Raw genomic sequence first — 14351 nt, 5'->3', positions numbered from 1 at the left:
GCGTTCTTCAGGGTACGCCCGTGGAATTGAATGCCGACGGGCAGTCTCAGGCCGCCGGTGCCTTCTCGATCTCGCGCGGCCTGAGGTCCGCGTTCTCCAGTACGTCCCTCAGGTGCCGCTCGACGACCGGCAGGACCTCGTCGATGGTCACGTCCCGGCCCAGCTCGTTGGCCAGGGACGTCACGCCCGCGTCGCGGATGCCGCACGGGATGATGCGGTCGAACCAGGCGTTGTCGGGGTTCACGTTCAGGGCGAAGCCGTGCATCGTCACGCCCTTGGCGACCCGGATGCCGATGGCCGCGATCTTGCGGTCCTCGCGGCGCTGGCCCGCGTTGGAGGGGGCGTACTCGGGGCCGTTGAGGCGGGGGTCGAACTCGTCGTCGGTCAGCCGGGGGTCGAAGTCCAGGGAGAGTCCGCCGAGCGCCGGGCGGGTCTCCACCGGGTCGCCGAGGACCCAGACGCCGCTGCGGCCCTCGACGCGGGAGGTCTCCAGGCCGAACTCGGCGCAGGCGAGGATCAGGGCCTCCTCCAGGCGCCGTACGTGCGCGACCACGTCGACCGGGCGGGGGAGCTTCTGGATGGGGTAGCCCACCAGCTGGCCGGGGCCGTGCCAGGTGATCTTGCCGCCGCGGTCCACGTCGATCACGGGGGTGCCGTCGATGGGACGCTCGCTGTCCGCCGTACGGCGGCCCGCGGTGTAGACCGGGGGGTGTTCCAGGAGGAGCACCGTGTCGGGGATCTCGTCGGCGAACCGGGCCGCGTGCACCCGGCGCTGCTCGTCCCACGCCTCCTGGTACTCGACGGCATCCGCACCGAAACCCATGCGGACGAACCGCAGTTCACTCACGGCAAGTGCCTCCCTAGGTCGTAAGGCGTGAAACGCGCCAACGCCACTGTACGACTCCCTCTCGGGCGTCAGCCCCGCGGTCAATCCTCACACGATCGGATGAATGAACGTCGAAGTGTGCGATCAGCCGCTTACTCTCCGCTACATTCGCGCCGTTCATGAGGCCATAAGGGCTGCTCACAGGCAATCCGGGCACCACTGTTGCCTGGAAGGCAGGAGACCGCACCGCAGATGACGGAACGACCCGCGCAGCGCACCCCCAACCGCCAGCTCGCCGCGCTCATCGCAGAAGCGGGGTTCTCCAACGCAGGTCTCGCCCGTCGCGTGGACCAGCTCGGCCTCGAACACGGACTCGATCTCAGATACGACAAGACATCGGTCACACGATGGCTGCGCGGACAGCAGCCGCGCGGCACCACCCCCGCGCTGATCGCCGAGGTGTTCACCCGGCGCCTCGGACGGCGGCTCACCGCCCAGGACCTGGGCCTGGACGCCTGCGCCCCCGTCTACGCCGGTCTGGAGTTCGCCGCCACCCCCGAGGAGGCCATCGACATCGTCAGCGGCCTGTGGCGCAAGGACTCCGGCAGCCACGCCGAACTCCGCAAGATCGCCTTCACCGCGGCCGGGCTCGTGGTGCCCAGCCGCGACTGGCTGATCGGCCGCCCCGACGAGAAGGTCGCCCGCGGCGAAGCCGGCGCCCACCCCGCGCCGTCCGCCCACCCCGCGCACTCCGCGCGCCCCGTGCCCGCCACGCCCGCCCGCGTCCCCGTCCAGCCCCGCACCGGCAAGCCCCTGCCGCCCGGACTGCCCCCGGTGCCCCGGCAGCGCGGCAGCCAGGCCGAGCGCAGCCCCGGCCAGCGGGTCACCGGCGGCGACATCGCCGCGCTGCGCTCGGTGGGGGAGCTGTTCCGCGCCCTCGACGACGCCTACGGCGGCGGCCACGCCCGGCAGGCCCTGGTGCGCTACCTGGAGCACGAGTGCGAGCCGATGCTGCGCGGCAGCTACGGCGAGCAGACCGGCCGCCGCCTGTTCGCCGCCGCCGCCGACCTCACCCGGCTCGCGGGCTGGACCTCGTACGACATCGCCGCGCACGGGCTCGCGCAGCGGTACTTCGTGCAGGCGCTCCGGCTGGCGCAGGCCGCCGGGGACCGGGCCTACGGCTCCTACGTCCTGGTCACCATGAGCAGGCAGGCCGTCTACCTCGGGCACGGGCGGGAGGCCGTACAGCTCGCGCGGGTCGCCCAGCAGGGCATCGGGACCTCCGCGCCGCCGGTGGTGCAGGCGCTGCTCCAGGCCGCCGAGGCGCGCGGTCACGGTGTGCTCGGCGAGGTGCGGGCGTGCACGGCCTCGCTGGTGCGCGCCGAGCGTGCGCTGGAGGGCGCGCGGCCCGGTGACGAGGTGCCGCACTGGGCCCGGTTCTTCGACGAGGCACAGCTCGCCGACGAGTTCGGCCACTGCCACCGCGACCTCCAGCAGTTCCGCGCCGCCGCGCAGCACGCCGAGCGCTCGTTGCAGCTGCGCGCCCCGTCCTACGCGCGCAGCCGGCTGTTCTGCCGGGTCGTGCTCGCCACCGCCCGGCTCGGCCTCGGCGAGCTGGACCAGGCCTGCCAGCTGGCCGCCGAGGCGGCCGGAGCTGCGGCGGAGATGCGGTCGGTACGGGCCATGGAGTACGTCAGGGACTTCGAGCGGAGGCTGGAGCCGTACAAGGACGCCGCCCCGGTACGGGGATACCGGGACCGGGTGGCCGCGCTGGGGTGAGCCGCCGCCCGGCCGGGCGGGGTGCGGTCGTCGTCAGGCGGCCGCGGGTTCCGCCGGGGCCGCGGGGGCCGGTTCCGCCGGGGGCGGCGCGGTGCGGGACGTAGGTGCCGGGTCCGCCTGGTGCATCGAACCGGCGGCGCCCAGGTCGGCCAGGATCGCCGCCGAGGCCCGCTGGCCGGAGTGCAGGGCGCCCTGGACGGTGCTGACGTCGCGGTGGTCGCCGCACACGTACAGGCCCGCCAGCAGCCGTACCGGACGCCGTAGGTCGTGCGGCGGCGGCATCGCCGGTACGGCCTCGGCGGTGTGGTGCACGGCGAGGGTCTCCCAGCGGGTGGTGGAGGTGCCGTAGAGGCGCGCGAGGTGTGCGCGTACGGCGGTGTCCAGGTCCGGCGGGGGCGGGCCGAGGACCGTCGAGGTGATCAGCGCGCGGCCCGCCGGGGCCCGGCCCGGGTCGACCGCGCTGATCACCGCGGTGTGCGCGACGGGGCCGCGGCGGTCGGCGTCCAGGAGCAGGGCGGCGCCGGTGCCGGGCGGCTCGTCCGTGGTGTGGTGGACCACCGTCACCGGGTGGAAGCCGGGCACCCGCAGGCCCGGCAGCAGCTCGGCGGCGGACCGGGCGTCGGTGGCCAGCAGGACGGCCCGGCAGCGGAACTCGCCGTGCTCGGCGGTGGTCACCGAGGTCGTCGAGACGGAGGTGACCCGGACCCCGGTGCGGACGGTGCCGGGGGGCAGCGCGCCCGCCAGCAGCTCCGGCAGCGTCTCGGCGCCGCCCTCCGGCACGCAGAGCCGTCCGCCGGCGAACGCCCGCAGCGCGAGGTCGGCGCACCGGCTGGAGGTGGTCAGCTCCGGGTCGCACAGCAGGGCGACGAGCAGCGGGCGCAGGAAGCCGTCGACGGTCCGGGCGGGCAGTCCGCGGGCGGCGAGGGCCTGGGCGGCGGGCAGGTCGGGGCGCGACAGCAGCCGATCGACGGGGGTGGCGGCGATCCGGGCGAGGGCGGCGTTCAGCCGGGCCTGGTCCACGGGGCCGCCGAGCGGGGCGCGGGAGCGGGGCCTGGGGACGCCCGTGCGGGTTCCGGGGGCGTGGGAGCGGCTCCGGGGCACTCCGGGGAGTCCGGGTAGCGAAGGGCGTCGGGGGGCGCTCGTGAGGGCGCGCACGGCGTTGAGTGCGCCCATCGCGCTCCCTCCGCCCGGCGGCGCACCGGCGTGCCGCAGCCGTCCCTCGCCGTGCAGGAGGACACCGGGGGCGAAGGCGCGCAGGGCGAGCGCGCCGAGCCCGGGGATCAGCCGTAGGTCGGGGTGGGCCGCGGAAGGGGCCGCGGGCATGGTCAGCAGCTGCCCGATCCGGTCGAGCCGGAAGCCGTCGATCTTCTCGGTGGACATACGGCCGCCGACCCAGGGGGCGGCCTCCAGGACTGCGGTCCTCACTCCTGCGCGGGTCAGCCGATGGGCCGCGGAAAGACCGGCGACCCCGGCCCCCACGACGACGACGTCCGCCTCAAACGCGGGCTCAAGCACGTGCCCCTCCTCGAGGTTGCGCGGCCGCTGGAGACGTCATGCCCCCAACAGGCTCCAGGGATACCCGAGTTCGGCTCGAGGTTAAGGCGGTGATCGGTCCAGAACAGTCGCGCATGCCCAGGGCACGGTCGCACACCGGTCGCATACGGTCACACCCGCCCGCCGCGGCACCGAGAGACGTCAGCCCGCCGCGACCTCGACCGGCGTCAGCCGGCCCCCGTACGGGCAGTCGTCGGCCCGCCGTGGTGTGGGTGGGCGGCGCCGGTCGTCGTACCGAGAGACATCGGCCCGCCGCGGCACCGGCAGCCGTCAGCCCGCCGCCGTACGGGCACGGACGTCAGCCCGCCGCACCGGCGGAGGTCCCTCCCACCGACGGAGTCCCGCCCCACCGACGGAGTCCCCCGCCCCACCGACGGAGTCACCCCGCCGCGCGGATCGCGTCCTCGATCTCCGGGAACGCGAAGGCGAAGCCCGACTCCGACAGGCGGCGGGGGAGGACTCGCTGGCTGCCCAGGACCTCCGAGGCCATCTCGCCCAGGACGGCCCGAAGAACCGGCGCGGGTACCGGGAACGGGGTCGGCCGGCCGAGGACCCGGCCCATCGCCGCGGTGATCTCACGGTTCGTCGGGGGGTGAGGGGCCGTCAGGTTGAACGGCCCCGACAGGTCCTGGCGGTCCAGCAGATGCCGTAGCGCCGCCACCTCGTCGTGCAGGGCGATGAACGACCAGTACTGCCGACCGTCCCCCAGACGCCCGCCGAGGCCGGCCCTGAACAGCGGGAACAGCCGTCCCCACGCCCCGCCCTCCCGCGCCACCACCAGACCGGTCCGCGCGAACACCGTCCGCACGCCCGCCTCCCGCGCCGGTGTCGCCGCCGCCTCCCACGCCACGCACAGCTCGGGCAGGAAACCCTCCCCGGCGGGCGCGTCCTCGTCGACCGCGCGGTCACCGGTGTCGCCGTAGTAGCCGATCGCGCTGCCGTTCACCAGCACCCGCGGGCCGTCGTCGAGGCTCGCCAGCGCCTCCGCGAGGGCCCGGGTGCCGTTCACCCTGCCGTCCCGCAGCCGCGCCTTGTACGCCTCCGACCAGCGGCGGTCGCCGACCCCGGCCCCCGCCAGGTTCACCACGGCGTCGCAGCCAGCGAGCCCCGCCGCGTCGACGTACCCCTGTTCCGGGTCCCAGCGGACCTCGTCCCCGGCCCGGGGCGCGCGGCGTACCAGGCGCACCACCTCGTGCCCGTCGGCGGTCAACGACCGCACGAGGGCGCTGCCGATGAGCCCGGACGCCCCGGCCACCGCGATCCTGGAACCCGCCACACCGCCACCCACTTCACCGTCCGTCCAGCCTGCCGCTGCCATCATGCCGTCGCCGCGGCGCGAATCCCCGTTGGGCGGGCGCGCGGCGGACACGGGGGCGGCGCCCCTCAGGACGTGACGAGGTCGCCGGTGTCCACCGCCGCCGTCGCCCGCGCCCCGCGTCCGGCCTCGTCGGCGACCTCCGCCGCCGTCAGCACGTAGCCCGTTTCGGTGTCGGAGGTGGAGCGGGCGAAGACCACCCCGAACACCTTGCCGTCGGTGGTCAGCAGCGGCCCGCCGGAGTTGCCCGGGCGGACGGTGGAGCGGATGGCGTAGATCTCGCGGGTGACGGTGTCGTCGTTGTAGATGTTCTGCCCGTTCGCCCGGACGCGGTGGGCGACCGTCGCCGCCTGGAGGTCGAGCCCGCCGTCCTGCGGATAGCCCGCGACCACCGCCGCGTCCCCCCGTGCGGCGTCGTCGACGAACGTCAGCGTCGGGGCGTCCAGTCCGGGCACGTACAGCACCGCCACGTCCTTGTCCGGGTCGAAGAGCACCACCCGCGCGTCGTACGCCCGCCCCACACCGCCGACCCGGACGGTCGGCTCGTCGATGCCCGCCACCACATGGGCGTTGGTCATCACCCGCTCCGCCGCGTACACGAAACCGCTGCCCTCCCGGCCCTGCGTGCCCGCGACGCCCTCCACCTTGACCGTGCTGGTGCGGGCGGCGTCCGTCGCCGCGGCGGTGACGCTGTCGCCGGAGGGGCGGGCCACCTCGGCCGTCGACTCGTTCTCGAACGGGTTGAAGACCTGCGGGAAGCCCGCCTCGGTGAGCGCGGACGTGGCCCGCGAGAACCACGCCGGGGTGGTGTCCGGCATCGCCTGCTGCACCGCGCCCAGCACCCTGGAGTCCCGGATCGCGGAGGTCAGCAGCGACGACGAGGACGCCGCCAGGACACTCGCCGCCACCCACGCCACGATCAGCACCGCGGCCGAACCGGCCACCGCCCCGCCGACGCCGTCCGCCACCCGCAGCGGCCCCCGGTCCAGCTCGCGCCGCAGCCGCAGCGCCAGCCGCCCCGCCAGCTCGTGCGCGAGCACCGCCGGGACCAGCACCGTCAGCACCGCGGTCACCGTCGCCGCGGTGGTCCCCGGCGTCACCAGGTCCAGCACCCACGGCAGCAGCCACACGCCTATGACCGCGCCGCCCACGAAACCGGCGAGCGAGACACAGCCCGCCACCAGCCCGCGCCGGTACCCGGACGCGGCATAGGCCAGGGCCACCAGCAGCAACAGGATGTCGACCAGGTCCACGGAGCCGCCTTCCTCTCGGATCCCTCCACGCCTTCCATACGCATGGCAGGGGCCCAGTGATCAGCCACCGGTCAGCGTGTGTACCCCGGAAAACGTCGCGGACCGGGACGATGGTTCCACCGGGTGGCACAGCACACATCGCGGGCACGGCGGAACACCCCGACAGTGGGAACCATGCGTGTCCCGCGAAGAACGCAAGCGATCCGCGCGGTCCAGCGGATCCGGAGAGCCCGGGGAAGACGACGGCGTGCCACCCACCGCCGCCGGGCGCTCCACCGCCCGGTCCACATACCCGGACCGGCCCGGGTGGCCCTCGGCTGTCTGCCGGGGATCGCCGCCGTGGCCGCGCTGTTCCTGTGCGCGAACGGCGTCGAGAACGCCGTCGGCGTCGCGGCCGAACGGCCCGCCGCCCGCGCCGCCCCGCACGGCGCCCCCCGGCCGCACATCCTGCCCCGCTCCGTGTGGGCGACGGCGGAGGGCACCCGCGACCAGCCGCCGCCCCGCTACGACGACGAGGTCGTCGCCGTCTTCGTCCACCACACCGACTCGCCCAACGCCTACGACTGCGCGCAGACGCCCCGCATCATCCGCGGCCTGTACGCGGGACAGACCGGCGCCCGCGACTGGGACGACATCGGCTACAACTTCCTCGTCGACCGGTGCGGCACCATCTACGAGGGCCGCGCGGGCGGCGTCGAACGCGCCGTCACCGGCGCCCACACCCAGGGCTTCAACCACCGCACCGCGGGCATCGCCGCCATCGGCACCTTCACCGCGGGCGCCGACGTGCCCCGTGCGATGACCGACGCGATCGCCGCGGTCGCCGCCTGGAAACTGGGCCTGTCGGACACCGACCCGCGCAGCCGGGTCCGGCTCGTCTCCAGCAACAGCGGCAGCCGCTACGCCGCCGGGACCCGGGCCATCCTGCCCGCCCTCGCCGGACACAACGACGGCTACATGACCAGCTGCCCAGGCGCCGCCCTCAGCGCCGCACTCCCGGAGATCCGTGAACTCGCCGCCCGCCTCCAGGGACGTATCGCCAGTGCCACCGGAGGTGGACGCGCATGAACGACCTCAGTGACGATCCCCGTGACCCCGCGGCGGCCCCCGGCCGGCCCGGCCCGCTGACGGTGGTCCTGCGCAACCCCTGGAAGGCGGTCTGCGCCGCCGCGACCGTCGTCCTCGGCCCGGCCGCCGTCACCGCGTCGGCCCTCGACCAGGCCAACGCCGCGCCCCTGCACGAGACGTACGAGACCTGGCTCAGTCCCTGAACCGCTCCCACAGCCGGGGGTAGCGCGCCGCCAGCGCCCGCTCGTCCTCGAAGTCCACCGGTGTCCCCTCCGGCTCCGCGGTGGCGGGCGGGATGCCCAGGTCCGGGGCGACGGTGCCGGTGAGCTGCTCGTAGGCCTCGTCGGCGGCGTACCCCAGCTCCTCGCCGTCGCCGTCGACCTCCTCGTCGAAGTCGTCCAGCAGCTCGGCGAGGGAGTCCGGGTCGTGCAGGGCGCCCTCGAAGACCTCCCGGCCCTGCCCGATCAGCCAGCACCGGAAGAAGTCGAAGGCGTCGTCGCTGGCGCCGTCCAGCAGCACCCAGGCGGCACCCCACAGGTCCCAGCGGTAGGCGCGGTTGTAGCGCGCCTCGAAATGACGGGCGAAGTCGAGCACCGCCTCCGGGTCCAGCAGGGCGAGCCGCTCCACCAGCAGGTCCGCCTGCTCCTCCGGATCGCCCTCGGCCGCCGCACGGCTGGTGTCCACCAGCTCCCAGAACTCCGTCTCGTCCATCACGGCTCCAGCATCGTCCCTGCACGGGGGCGACGCACGCGGAGTGCGACGGATCGTCGTGCCCCAGCCAGGGTCAGCCCGGTACAGCGCCAGGGTCAGCCCGGTACAGCGCCGCCAGCCGCTCCGCGTCCGCCACGAAGCGGGCCCGCAGCCCTTCGGGGGCCAGCACCTCGACCTGGGGGCCCAGCGAGGCGAGTTGGCCGTGGGCGACCTCCTCGGACTCCACCGGGAGCGTCACGGTGACCCAGCCGTCGTCGTCCGGGGCGGGCGCGGCGGCCAGCGACTCACGGGCGGCCAGCGGGTCGACGATGTGCGGCAGCCGTCGCGCGCCCGCGGGGGAGAGGCGTACGACGACCTCCGCGCGCAGCAGGGAACGGGCGAACTGCTCGGCACGCTCGGCCCAGAACGCGGGCAGGTCGAAGGACGGGTCGCGGTCGAAGCGGTCCGGGCCGGGCCGTACGACGGTGAAGCGGTCGATCCGGTAGACGCGGTAGGAGGCGTCCCCCGCGACGCGGGCGCACAGGTACCAGACGCCCGCCTTCAGCACGAGCCCGTACGGCTCCAGCTCCCGGGCGACCTCGCGCTCGCCGCGCCGGTAACGGGCCGTCACCGGCCGGTCGTCCCACACGGCCTCGGCGACGTCCGGCAACAGCTCGGGCGTCCTCGGCTCGTGGAACCAGTTCGGCGCGTCCAGGTGGAACCGCTGCGCCGCCGTGCGGGAGGCGTCCCGCAGCGACGGCAGCAGCGCCGCCGACACCTTCAGCCTCGCCGCCGACGCCGCGTCCTCCAGGCCCATCTCCCGCAGCGCCCCCGGCACCCCCGACAGGAACAGCGCCTCGGCCTCGCCGCGGTGCAGCCCGGTGAGCCGGGTGCGGTAGCCGCCGATCAGCCGGTAGCCGCCGGCCCGCCCCCGGTCGGCGTAGACCGGGACGCCCGCCTCCGACAGGGCCTGCGCGTCCCGGGTGACGGTCCGCTCGGACACCTCCAGCTCCCGGGCGAGTTCGGCAGCGGTCATGGACGGGCGGGACTGGAGCAGCAGCACCATCTTGATCAGCCGGGCGGCACGCATGCCCGCCATTGTGCCCGCCCCCGTCACCTGCCCGGGCGTACAGAACCCTGGGGTGCGGACAAAACCCCTGTTAACGTCGAGTCGTCTCAGTCCCTGACCTAGGACGGACACATGGCCAACCAGCCCCGCGAACAATGGTCCACGCGCACGGGTTTCCTGCTGGCGGCGATCGGTTCCGCCGTCGGTCTCGGCAACATCTGGCGCTTCCCGGCCGTCGCCTACGAGAACGGCGGCGGCGCCTTCCTGTTCCCGTATCTGATCGCCCTGCTCACCGCCGGCATCCCCTTGCTGATCATGGAGTACGCGATCGGCCGGAGATACCGCACCTCGCCCCCCGCCGCGCTGCGGCAGATGTCCCGCCCGGCCGAGGTGCTCGGCTGGTGGCAGGTGGCGATCTCCTTCGTGATCGCCACCTACTACGCGGTCATCATCGCCTGGGCCATCCGTTTCGTCGGCTTCTCGGTGGACGAGGCCTGGGGCGACGACCCGGAGGGCTTCCTCTTCGGCAGCTTCCTGAAAGCGGCGGACGAGCCGGGCTTCGTGTCGGGCTACGTGCCCGGGGTGCTGTGGCCGCTGATCGCCGTCTGGGTGGTGGTGCTGGTCATCCTGGCCTTCGGCATCCGGCGCGGCATCGAGGCGGCCAACAAGATCTTCATCCCGCTGCTGGTGGTGTTCTTCGTCATCCTCGTCATCCGGGCGCTCACCCTGGACGGAGCCGCCGAGGGACTGGACGCGTTCTTCCGGCCCGACTGGTCCGAACTCGGCAACGGCAGCGTGTGGGTGGCGGCCTACGGCCAGATCTTCTTCTCGCTCTCCATCGGCTTCGGCATCATGGTCACCTACGCCTCCTACCTGCGGCGGCGCGCCGACCTCACCGGCTCCGCGATGGTCGCCGGGTTCGCCAACAGCTCCTTCGAGATTCTCGCCGGCATCGGCGTGTTCTCGGCGCTGGGCTTCATGGCGCAGGCCGCGGGCGTGCCCGTCCAGGAGGTCGCCGCCGCGGGGCTCGGGCTCGCCTTCGTGGCCTTCCCGACGGTCATCTCCGAGATGTGGCTGGGCGAGGCGTTCGGCGTCCTGTTCTTCGTGTCGCTGGTGATCGCCGGACTCTCCTCGCTGATCTCCATCGTGCAGGTGGTGGTCTCCGCCGTGCAGGACCGCACCGGCATGCACCGCATCCCGGCCGTGCTCAGCGTCGGCGGCGCGGTGGCGATCGTGTCCATCCTGCTGTTCCCGACCGACGAGGGCGTCTACCTGCTCGACGCCTCCGACCACTTCATCAACCAGTACGGCATCGCCCTCGCCGGACTCGTCGGCGTCGTCTGGGTGGCCTGGATCATGCGCAAGCTGCCCGAGCTGCAACGCAACGCCGACGCCACCTCCGCCATCCAGCTCGGCCACTGGTGGCGGATCTGCCTCGGCGTCATCACCCCGGTCGTGCTGGGCTGGATGATGGTCGACAGCCTCCGCGACGAGTTCGACGAGAACTACGAGGGCTACTCCACCGACTTCCTGCTGGGTGCGGGCTGGAGCGTGGCGATCGGCGCGCTGCTGGTCGCCGTACTGCTCTCGCTGATCCCGTGGAAGGCGGCCAAGGGCGGCCTGATCGACCTGGACCTGGAGACCGCCGAGGAACAGGCGGCCCACGAACGCAAGCGCAGGCACGGCGAACACGGAGAGGAGGGCCGCTGATGTCCGGTGGCGCCATCGCGATGATGATCATCGCGATCCTCATCGTCTGGGGCGGTCTGGCCATGGCCATCATCCGGCTCCGCGGCCACCCCGACCCCGGGCCCGAGCCCGACGAACTGGGCATCCCCACCGCGGAATGACGAACGGCACCGGCTCCCCCCCGGGGAAGCCGGTGCCGTTCACCGCCTCACAGGCCGTAGCGCTCGCGCGCCTCCTTCACGGCCGTCGCCTTCACCTCGCCGCGCCGCGCCAGCTGCGCCAGCGCCGCCACGACGATGGACTGCGCGTCGACACCGAAGTACCGCCGGGCCGCGTCCCGGGTGTCCGACAGACCGAAGCCGTCGGCGCCCAGCGAGCTGTAGTCCTGCTCGACCCACTGCGCGATCTGGTCCGGCACCTGACGCATGTAGTCGGAGACCGCCAGCACCGGGCCCTCGGCGCCCTGGAGCGCCCGCCGGACGTACGGCACCCGCTCCTCGCCGCGCAGCAGCGCCGCGTCGGCCTCCAGCGCGTCCCGGCGCAGCTCTCCCCAGGACGTCGCCGACCACACGTCGGCGGCAACGCCCCACTCCTCGGCGAGCAGCTGCTGCGCCTTCAGCGCCCAGTGGATCGCCGTACCGGAGCCGAGGAGCTGGATCCGCGGGGCGTTCGCCGCCGGGCTCAGGCCCGCCGACTCGGCGGTGTTGAAGCGGTACAGGCCCTTGACGATGCCCTCGTCGATGCCGGGGGCGGCGGGCTTGGCGGGCTGCGGCAGCGGCTCGTTGTAGACGGTCAGGTAGTAGAAGACGTCCGGGTCCTCACCCGGGGCCGCCTGGCCGTACATCCGGCGCAGACCGTCCTTGACGATCGCCGCGACCTCGTAGGCGAAGGCCGGGTCGTACGTCAGCGCCGCCGGGTTGGTCGCCGCGATCACCGGCGAGTGACCGTCCGCGTGCTGGAGGCCCTCGCCCGTCAGCGTCGTACGGCCCGCCGTCGCGCCGACCAGGAAGCCGCGGCCGAGCTGGTCGCCGAGCTGCCACATCTGGTCGGCCGTGCGCTGCCAGCCGAACATCGAGTAGAAGATGTAGAACGGGATCATCGCCTCGCCGTGCGTCGCGTACGACGTCGAAGCGGCGATGAAGTCGGCCATCGAACCGGCCTCGGTGATCCCCTCGTTGAGGATCTGGCCGTTCTTGGCCTCCTTGTAGTACATCAGCTGGTCGCGGTCGACCGGCTCGTACGTCTGGCCCTTGGGCGAGTAGATACCGAGGGACGGGAAGAGGCTCTCCATGCCGAAGGTGCGCGCCTCGTCGGGGACGATCGGCACCCAGCGCCTGCCGGTCTCCTTGTCGCGGACCAGGTCCTTGACCAGGCGGACGAACGCCATGGTGGTGGCCACGTTCTGGGAGCCGGAGCCCTTGTCGAAGGCGGTGAAGGCCTTGTCGGCGGGGGCGGGCAGCGGCGCCACCGGGTGCACCCGGCGGGCCGGGGCCGGACCGCCGAGGGCGGCGCGGCGCTCCTGGAGGTAGCGGACCTCGGGGGAGTCGGCGCCCGGGTGGGCGTAGGGCACCTGGCCGTCGGTGAACGCGCTGTCGGCGATCGGCAGGCCGAGCAGGTCGCGCATCGTCTTGAACTCGTCCACCGACAGTTTCTTCATCTGGTGGTTGGCGTTCTTCGACGCGAAGCCCGCACCGAGGGTGTGGCCCTTGACGGTCTGCGCCAGGATCACGGTCGGCGCGCCCTTGTGGGCGAGGGCGGCCCGGTAGGCGGCGTAGACCTTGCGGGACTCGTGGCCGCCGCGGGAGAAGTGGAAGCAGTCGAGGATCTTGTCGTCGCTGAGCAGCTTCGCCATCTCCACCAGCGCCGGGTCGGCGCCGAAGAAGTCCTGGCGGATGTAGGCGGCATCGCGGGTCTGGTACGTCTGCACCTGCGCGTCGGGTACCTCGCGCAGCCGTCGTACCAGCGCGCCGGTGGTGTCCAGCTGGAACAGGTCGTCCCAGGCCGAGCCCCACAGCGTCTTGACGACGTTCCAGCCCGCGCCGCGGAACTGGGCCTCCAGCTCCTGCACGATCTTGAAGTTGGCGCGGACGGGGCCGTCGAGGCGCTGGAGGTTGCAGTTGATGACGAAGGTGAGGTTGTCCAGCTCCTCACGCGCGGCCAGCGCGAGCGCCGCCGTCGACTCCGGCTCGTCCATCTCGCCGTCGCCGAGGAAGGCCCACACGTGGGAGGCGGAGACGTCCTTGATGCCGCGGTTGGTGAGGTAGCGGTTGAAGCGCGCCTGGTAGATCGCCGACAGCGGGCCGAGGCCCATGGAGACGGTGGGGAACTCCCACAGCCAGGGCAGCCGGCGCGGGTGCGGGTACGACGGCAGGCCGTCGCCGCCCGCCTCACGGCGGAAGTTGTCCAGGTGCGTCTCGTTCAGACGGCCGTCGAGGAAGGCGCGGGCGTAGATGCCGGGGGAGGCGTGGCCCTGGATGTAGAGCTGGTCGCCGGAGCCGTCGGCTTCCTTGCCCTTGAAGAAGTGGTTGAACCCGGTCTCGTAGAGCCAGGCCGCGGAGGCGAAGGTGGCGATGTGGCCGCCGACGCCGTACTTGGAGCCGCGGGTCACCATGGCCGCCGCGTTCCAGCGGTTCCAGGCGGTGATCCGGGCCTCCATCTCCTCGTCACCGGGCACGGCGGGCTCGGCGGCGGTGGGGATGGTGTTGACGTAGTCGGTCTCGAGGAGCTTCGGCAGGGCGACGCCGGTGCCCTCGGCGCGCTCCAGCGTGCGGCGCATCAGGTACGCGGCACGGTGCGGCCCGGCCGCCTTGGCGACGGCGTCCAGCGAGGCCCGCCACTCGGCGGTCTCCTCGGGGTCGCGGTCCGGGAGCTGGTCCAGCTCGCTCGGCTGGATGGCGTTGGGGTCGGTCATGTCGCCGCCTTCCTCAGTCGAAGGGGGTTCCCTCATCGGTAAGGGTCAGGGGTGCCCTAGGTCTTTGGCAGGACAGGGCTGAGGCTTCGGTGGAAGCCCGTCGGCGACTGTAACTCGCTGATCGATGATCGATCAAAGGGTTCAGGTGGAAAATCTCTTGATAACGAGAAAGTCGGCACCGGGTGCCTTTGCGCAGG

At 73.3% G+C, this 14351-nt stretch carries 12 protein-coding genes; 5 read left to right on the top strand and 7 right to left on the bottom strand.

The annotated features are described in order from the left end of the window. Window positions 1-46 precede the first annotated feature (46 nt). Entirely contained in the window at window positions 47-847 is an 801-nt protein-coding gene (gene lipB / locus KBY47_RS01950; protein ID WP_210919068.1) for a lipoyl(octanoyl) transferase LipB, read from the bottom strand. Window positions 848-1078: 231 nt separating this feature from the next. Between lipB and KBY47_RS01945 the strand changes: the two genes are divergently transcribed. After that, window positions 1079-2605, top strand: coding sequence for a regulator (locus KBY47_RS01945; protein WP_210919067.1), 1527 nt, complete (start codon window positions 1079-1081; stop codon window positions 2603-2605). 33 nt (window positions 2606-2638) lie between these two features. On the opposite strand, the gene KBY47_RS01940 is transcribed toward KBY47_RS01945, so the two are convergent. The 3 genes from KBY47_RS01940 to KBY47_RS01930 all read right to left on the bottom strand — a co-directional run bounded on the left by KBY47_RS01940 (window position 2639) and on the right by KBY47_RS01930 (window position 6727). Beyond that, a complete protein-coding gene (locus tag KBY47_RS01940; protein WP_210919066.1) occupies window positions 2639-4120 on the bottom strand; it encodes an NAD(P)/FAD-dependent oxidoreductase in 1482 nt (493 codons plus the stop codon). A 418-nt stretch (window positions 4121-4538) separates the two neighbouring features. Then, window positions 4539-5480 (bottom strand): TIGR01777 family oxidoreductase, encoded by a 942-nt coding sequence (locus KBY47_RS01935; RefSeq protein WP_282108335.1) that lies wholly within the window; start codon window positions 5478-5480, stop codon window positions 4539-4541. A 62-nt stretch (window positions 5481-5542) separates the two neighbouring features. Beyond that, the gene (locus KBY47_RS01930; RefSeq protein WP_210919065.1) at window positions 5543-6727 is read right to left on the bottom strand and encodes a MarP family serine protease; all 1185 of its coding nucleotides are present in this window, start codon (window positions 6725-6727) and stop codon (window positions 5543-5545) included. A gap of 174 nt (window positions 6728-6901) precedes the next feature. Between KBY47_RS01930 and KBY47_RS01925 the strand changes: the two genes are divergently transcribed. Next, window positions 6902-7795, top strand: coding sequence for a peptidoglycan recognition protein (locus tag KBY47_RS01925; protein WP_210919064.1), 894 nt, complete (start codon window positions 6902-6904; stop codon window positions 7793-7795). Further along, window positions 7792-7998: a hypothetical protein gene (locus tag KBY47_RS01920; protein WP_210919162.1), complete on the top strand. Its 207-nt coding sequence runs from the start codon at window positions 7792-7794 to the stop codon at window positions 7996-7998. The genes KBY47_RS01925 and KBY47_RS01920 overlap by 4 nt, the downstream gene beginning before the upstream one ends. Here the strand turns inward: KBY47_RS01920 and KBY47_RS01915 are convergent. Further along, window positions 7988-8506 (bottom strand): DUF4240 domain-containing protein, encoded by a 519-nt coding sequence (locus tag KBY47_RS01915; RefSeq protein ID WP_210919063.1) that lies wholly within the window; start codon window positions 8504-8506, stop codon window positions 7988-7990. The two genes, KBY47_RS01920 and KBY47_RS01915, sit on opposite strands and share 11 nt — an antisense overlap. A 73-nt stretch (window positions 8507-8579) precedes the next feature. Beyond that, on the bottom strand, window positions 8580-9575 hold the full coding sequence (locus tag KBY47_RS01910) for a YafY family protein (protein WP_210919062.1): 996 nt from the start codon (window positions 9573-9575) through the stop codon (window positions 8580-8582). A gap of 111 nt (window positions 9576-9686) precedes the next feature. Here KBY47_RS01910 and KBY47_RS01905 point away from each other — a divergent pair, with 111 nt between their 5' ends. Together KBY47_RS01905 and KBY47_RS01900 are read left to right on the top strand one after the other, a co-directional pair. Next, on the top strand, window positions 9687-11264 hold the full coding sequence (locus KBY47_RS01905; RefSeq protein ID WP_210919061.1) for a sodium-dependent transporter: 1578 nt from the start codon (window positions 9687-9689) through the stop codon (window positions 11262-11264). After that, window positions 11264-11404: a methionine/alanine import family NSS transporter small subunit gene (locus KBY47_RS01900; protein WP_210919060.1), complete on the top strand. Its 141-nt coding sequence runs from the start codon at window positions 11264-11266 to the stop codon at window positions 11402-11404. Before KBY47_RS01905 ends, KBY47_RS01900 begins: the two co-directional genes overlap by 1 nt. Window positions 11405-11451: 47 nt before the next feature. On the opposite strand, the gene aceE is transcribed toward KBY47_RS01900, so the two are convergent. Further along, entirely contained in the window at window positions 11452-14154 is a 2703-nt protein-coding gene (aceE, locus tag KBY47_RS01895) for a pyruvate dehydrogenase (acetyl-transferring), homodimeric type (protein ID WP_210919059.1), read from the bottom strand. Window positions 14155-14351: the final 197 nt, after the last annotated feature.

This window comes from Streptomyces sp. B93 (assembly GCF_018070565.1).
Lineage (GTDB): Bacteria > Actinomycetota > Actinomycetes > Streptomycetales > Streptomycetaceae > Streptomyces.
Note: the sequence above shows the minus strand (reverse complement) of the source record. Positions and strands in the feature narration are given on the sequence as shown.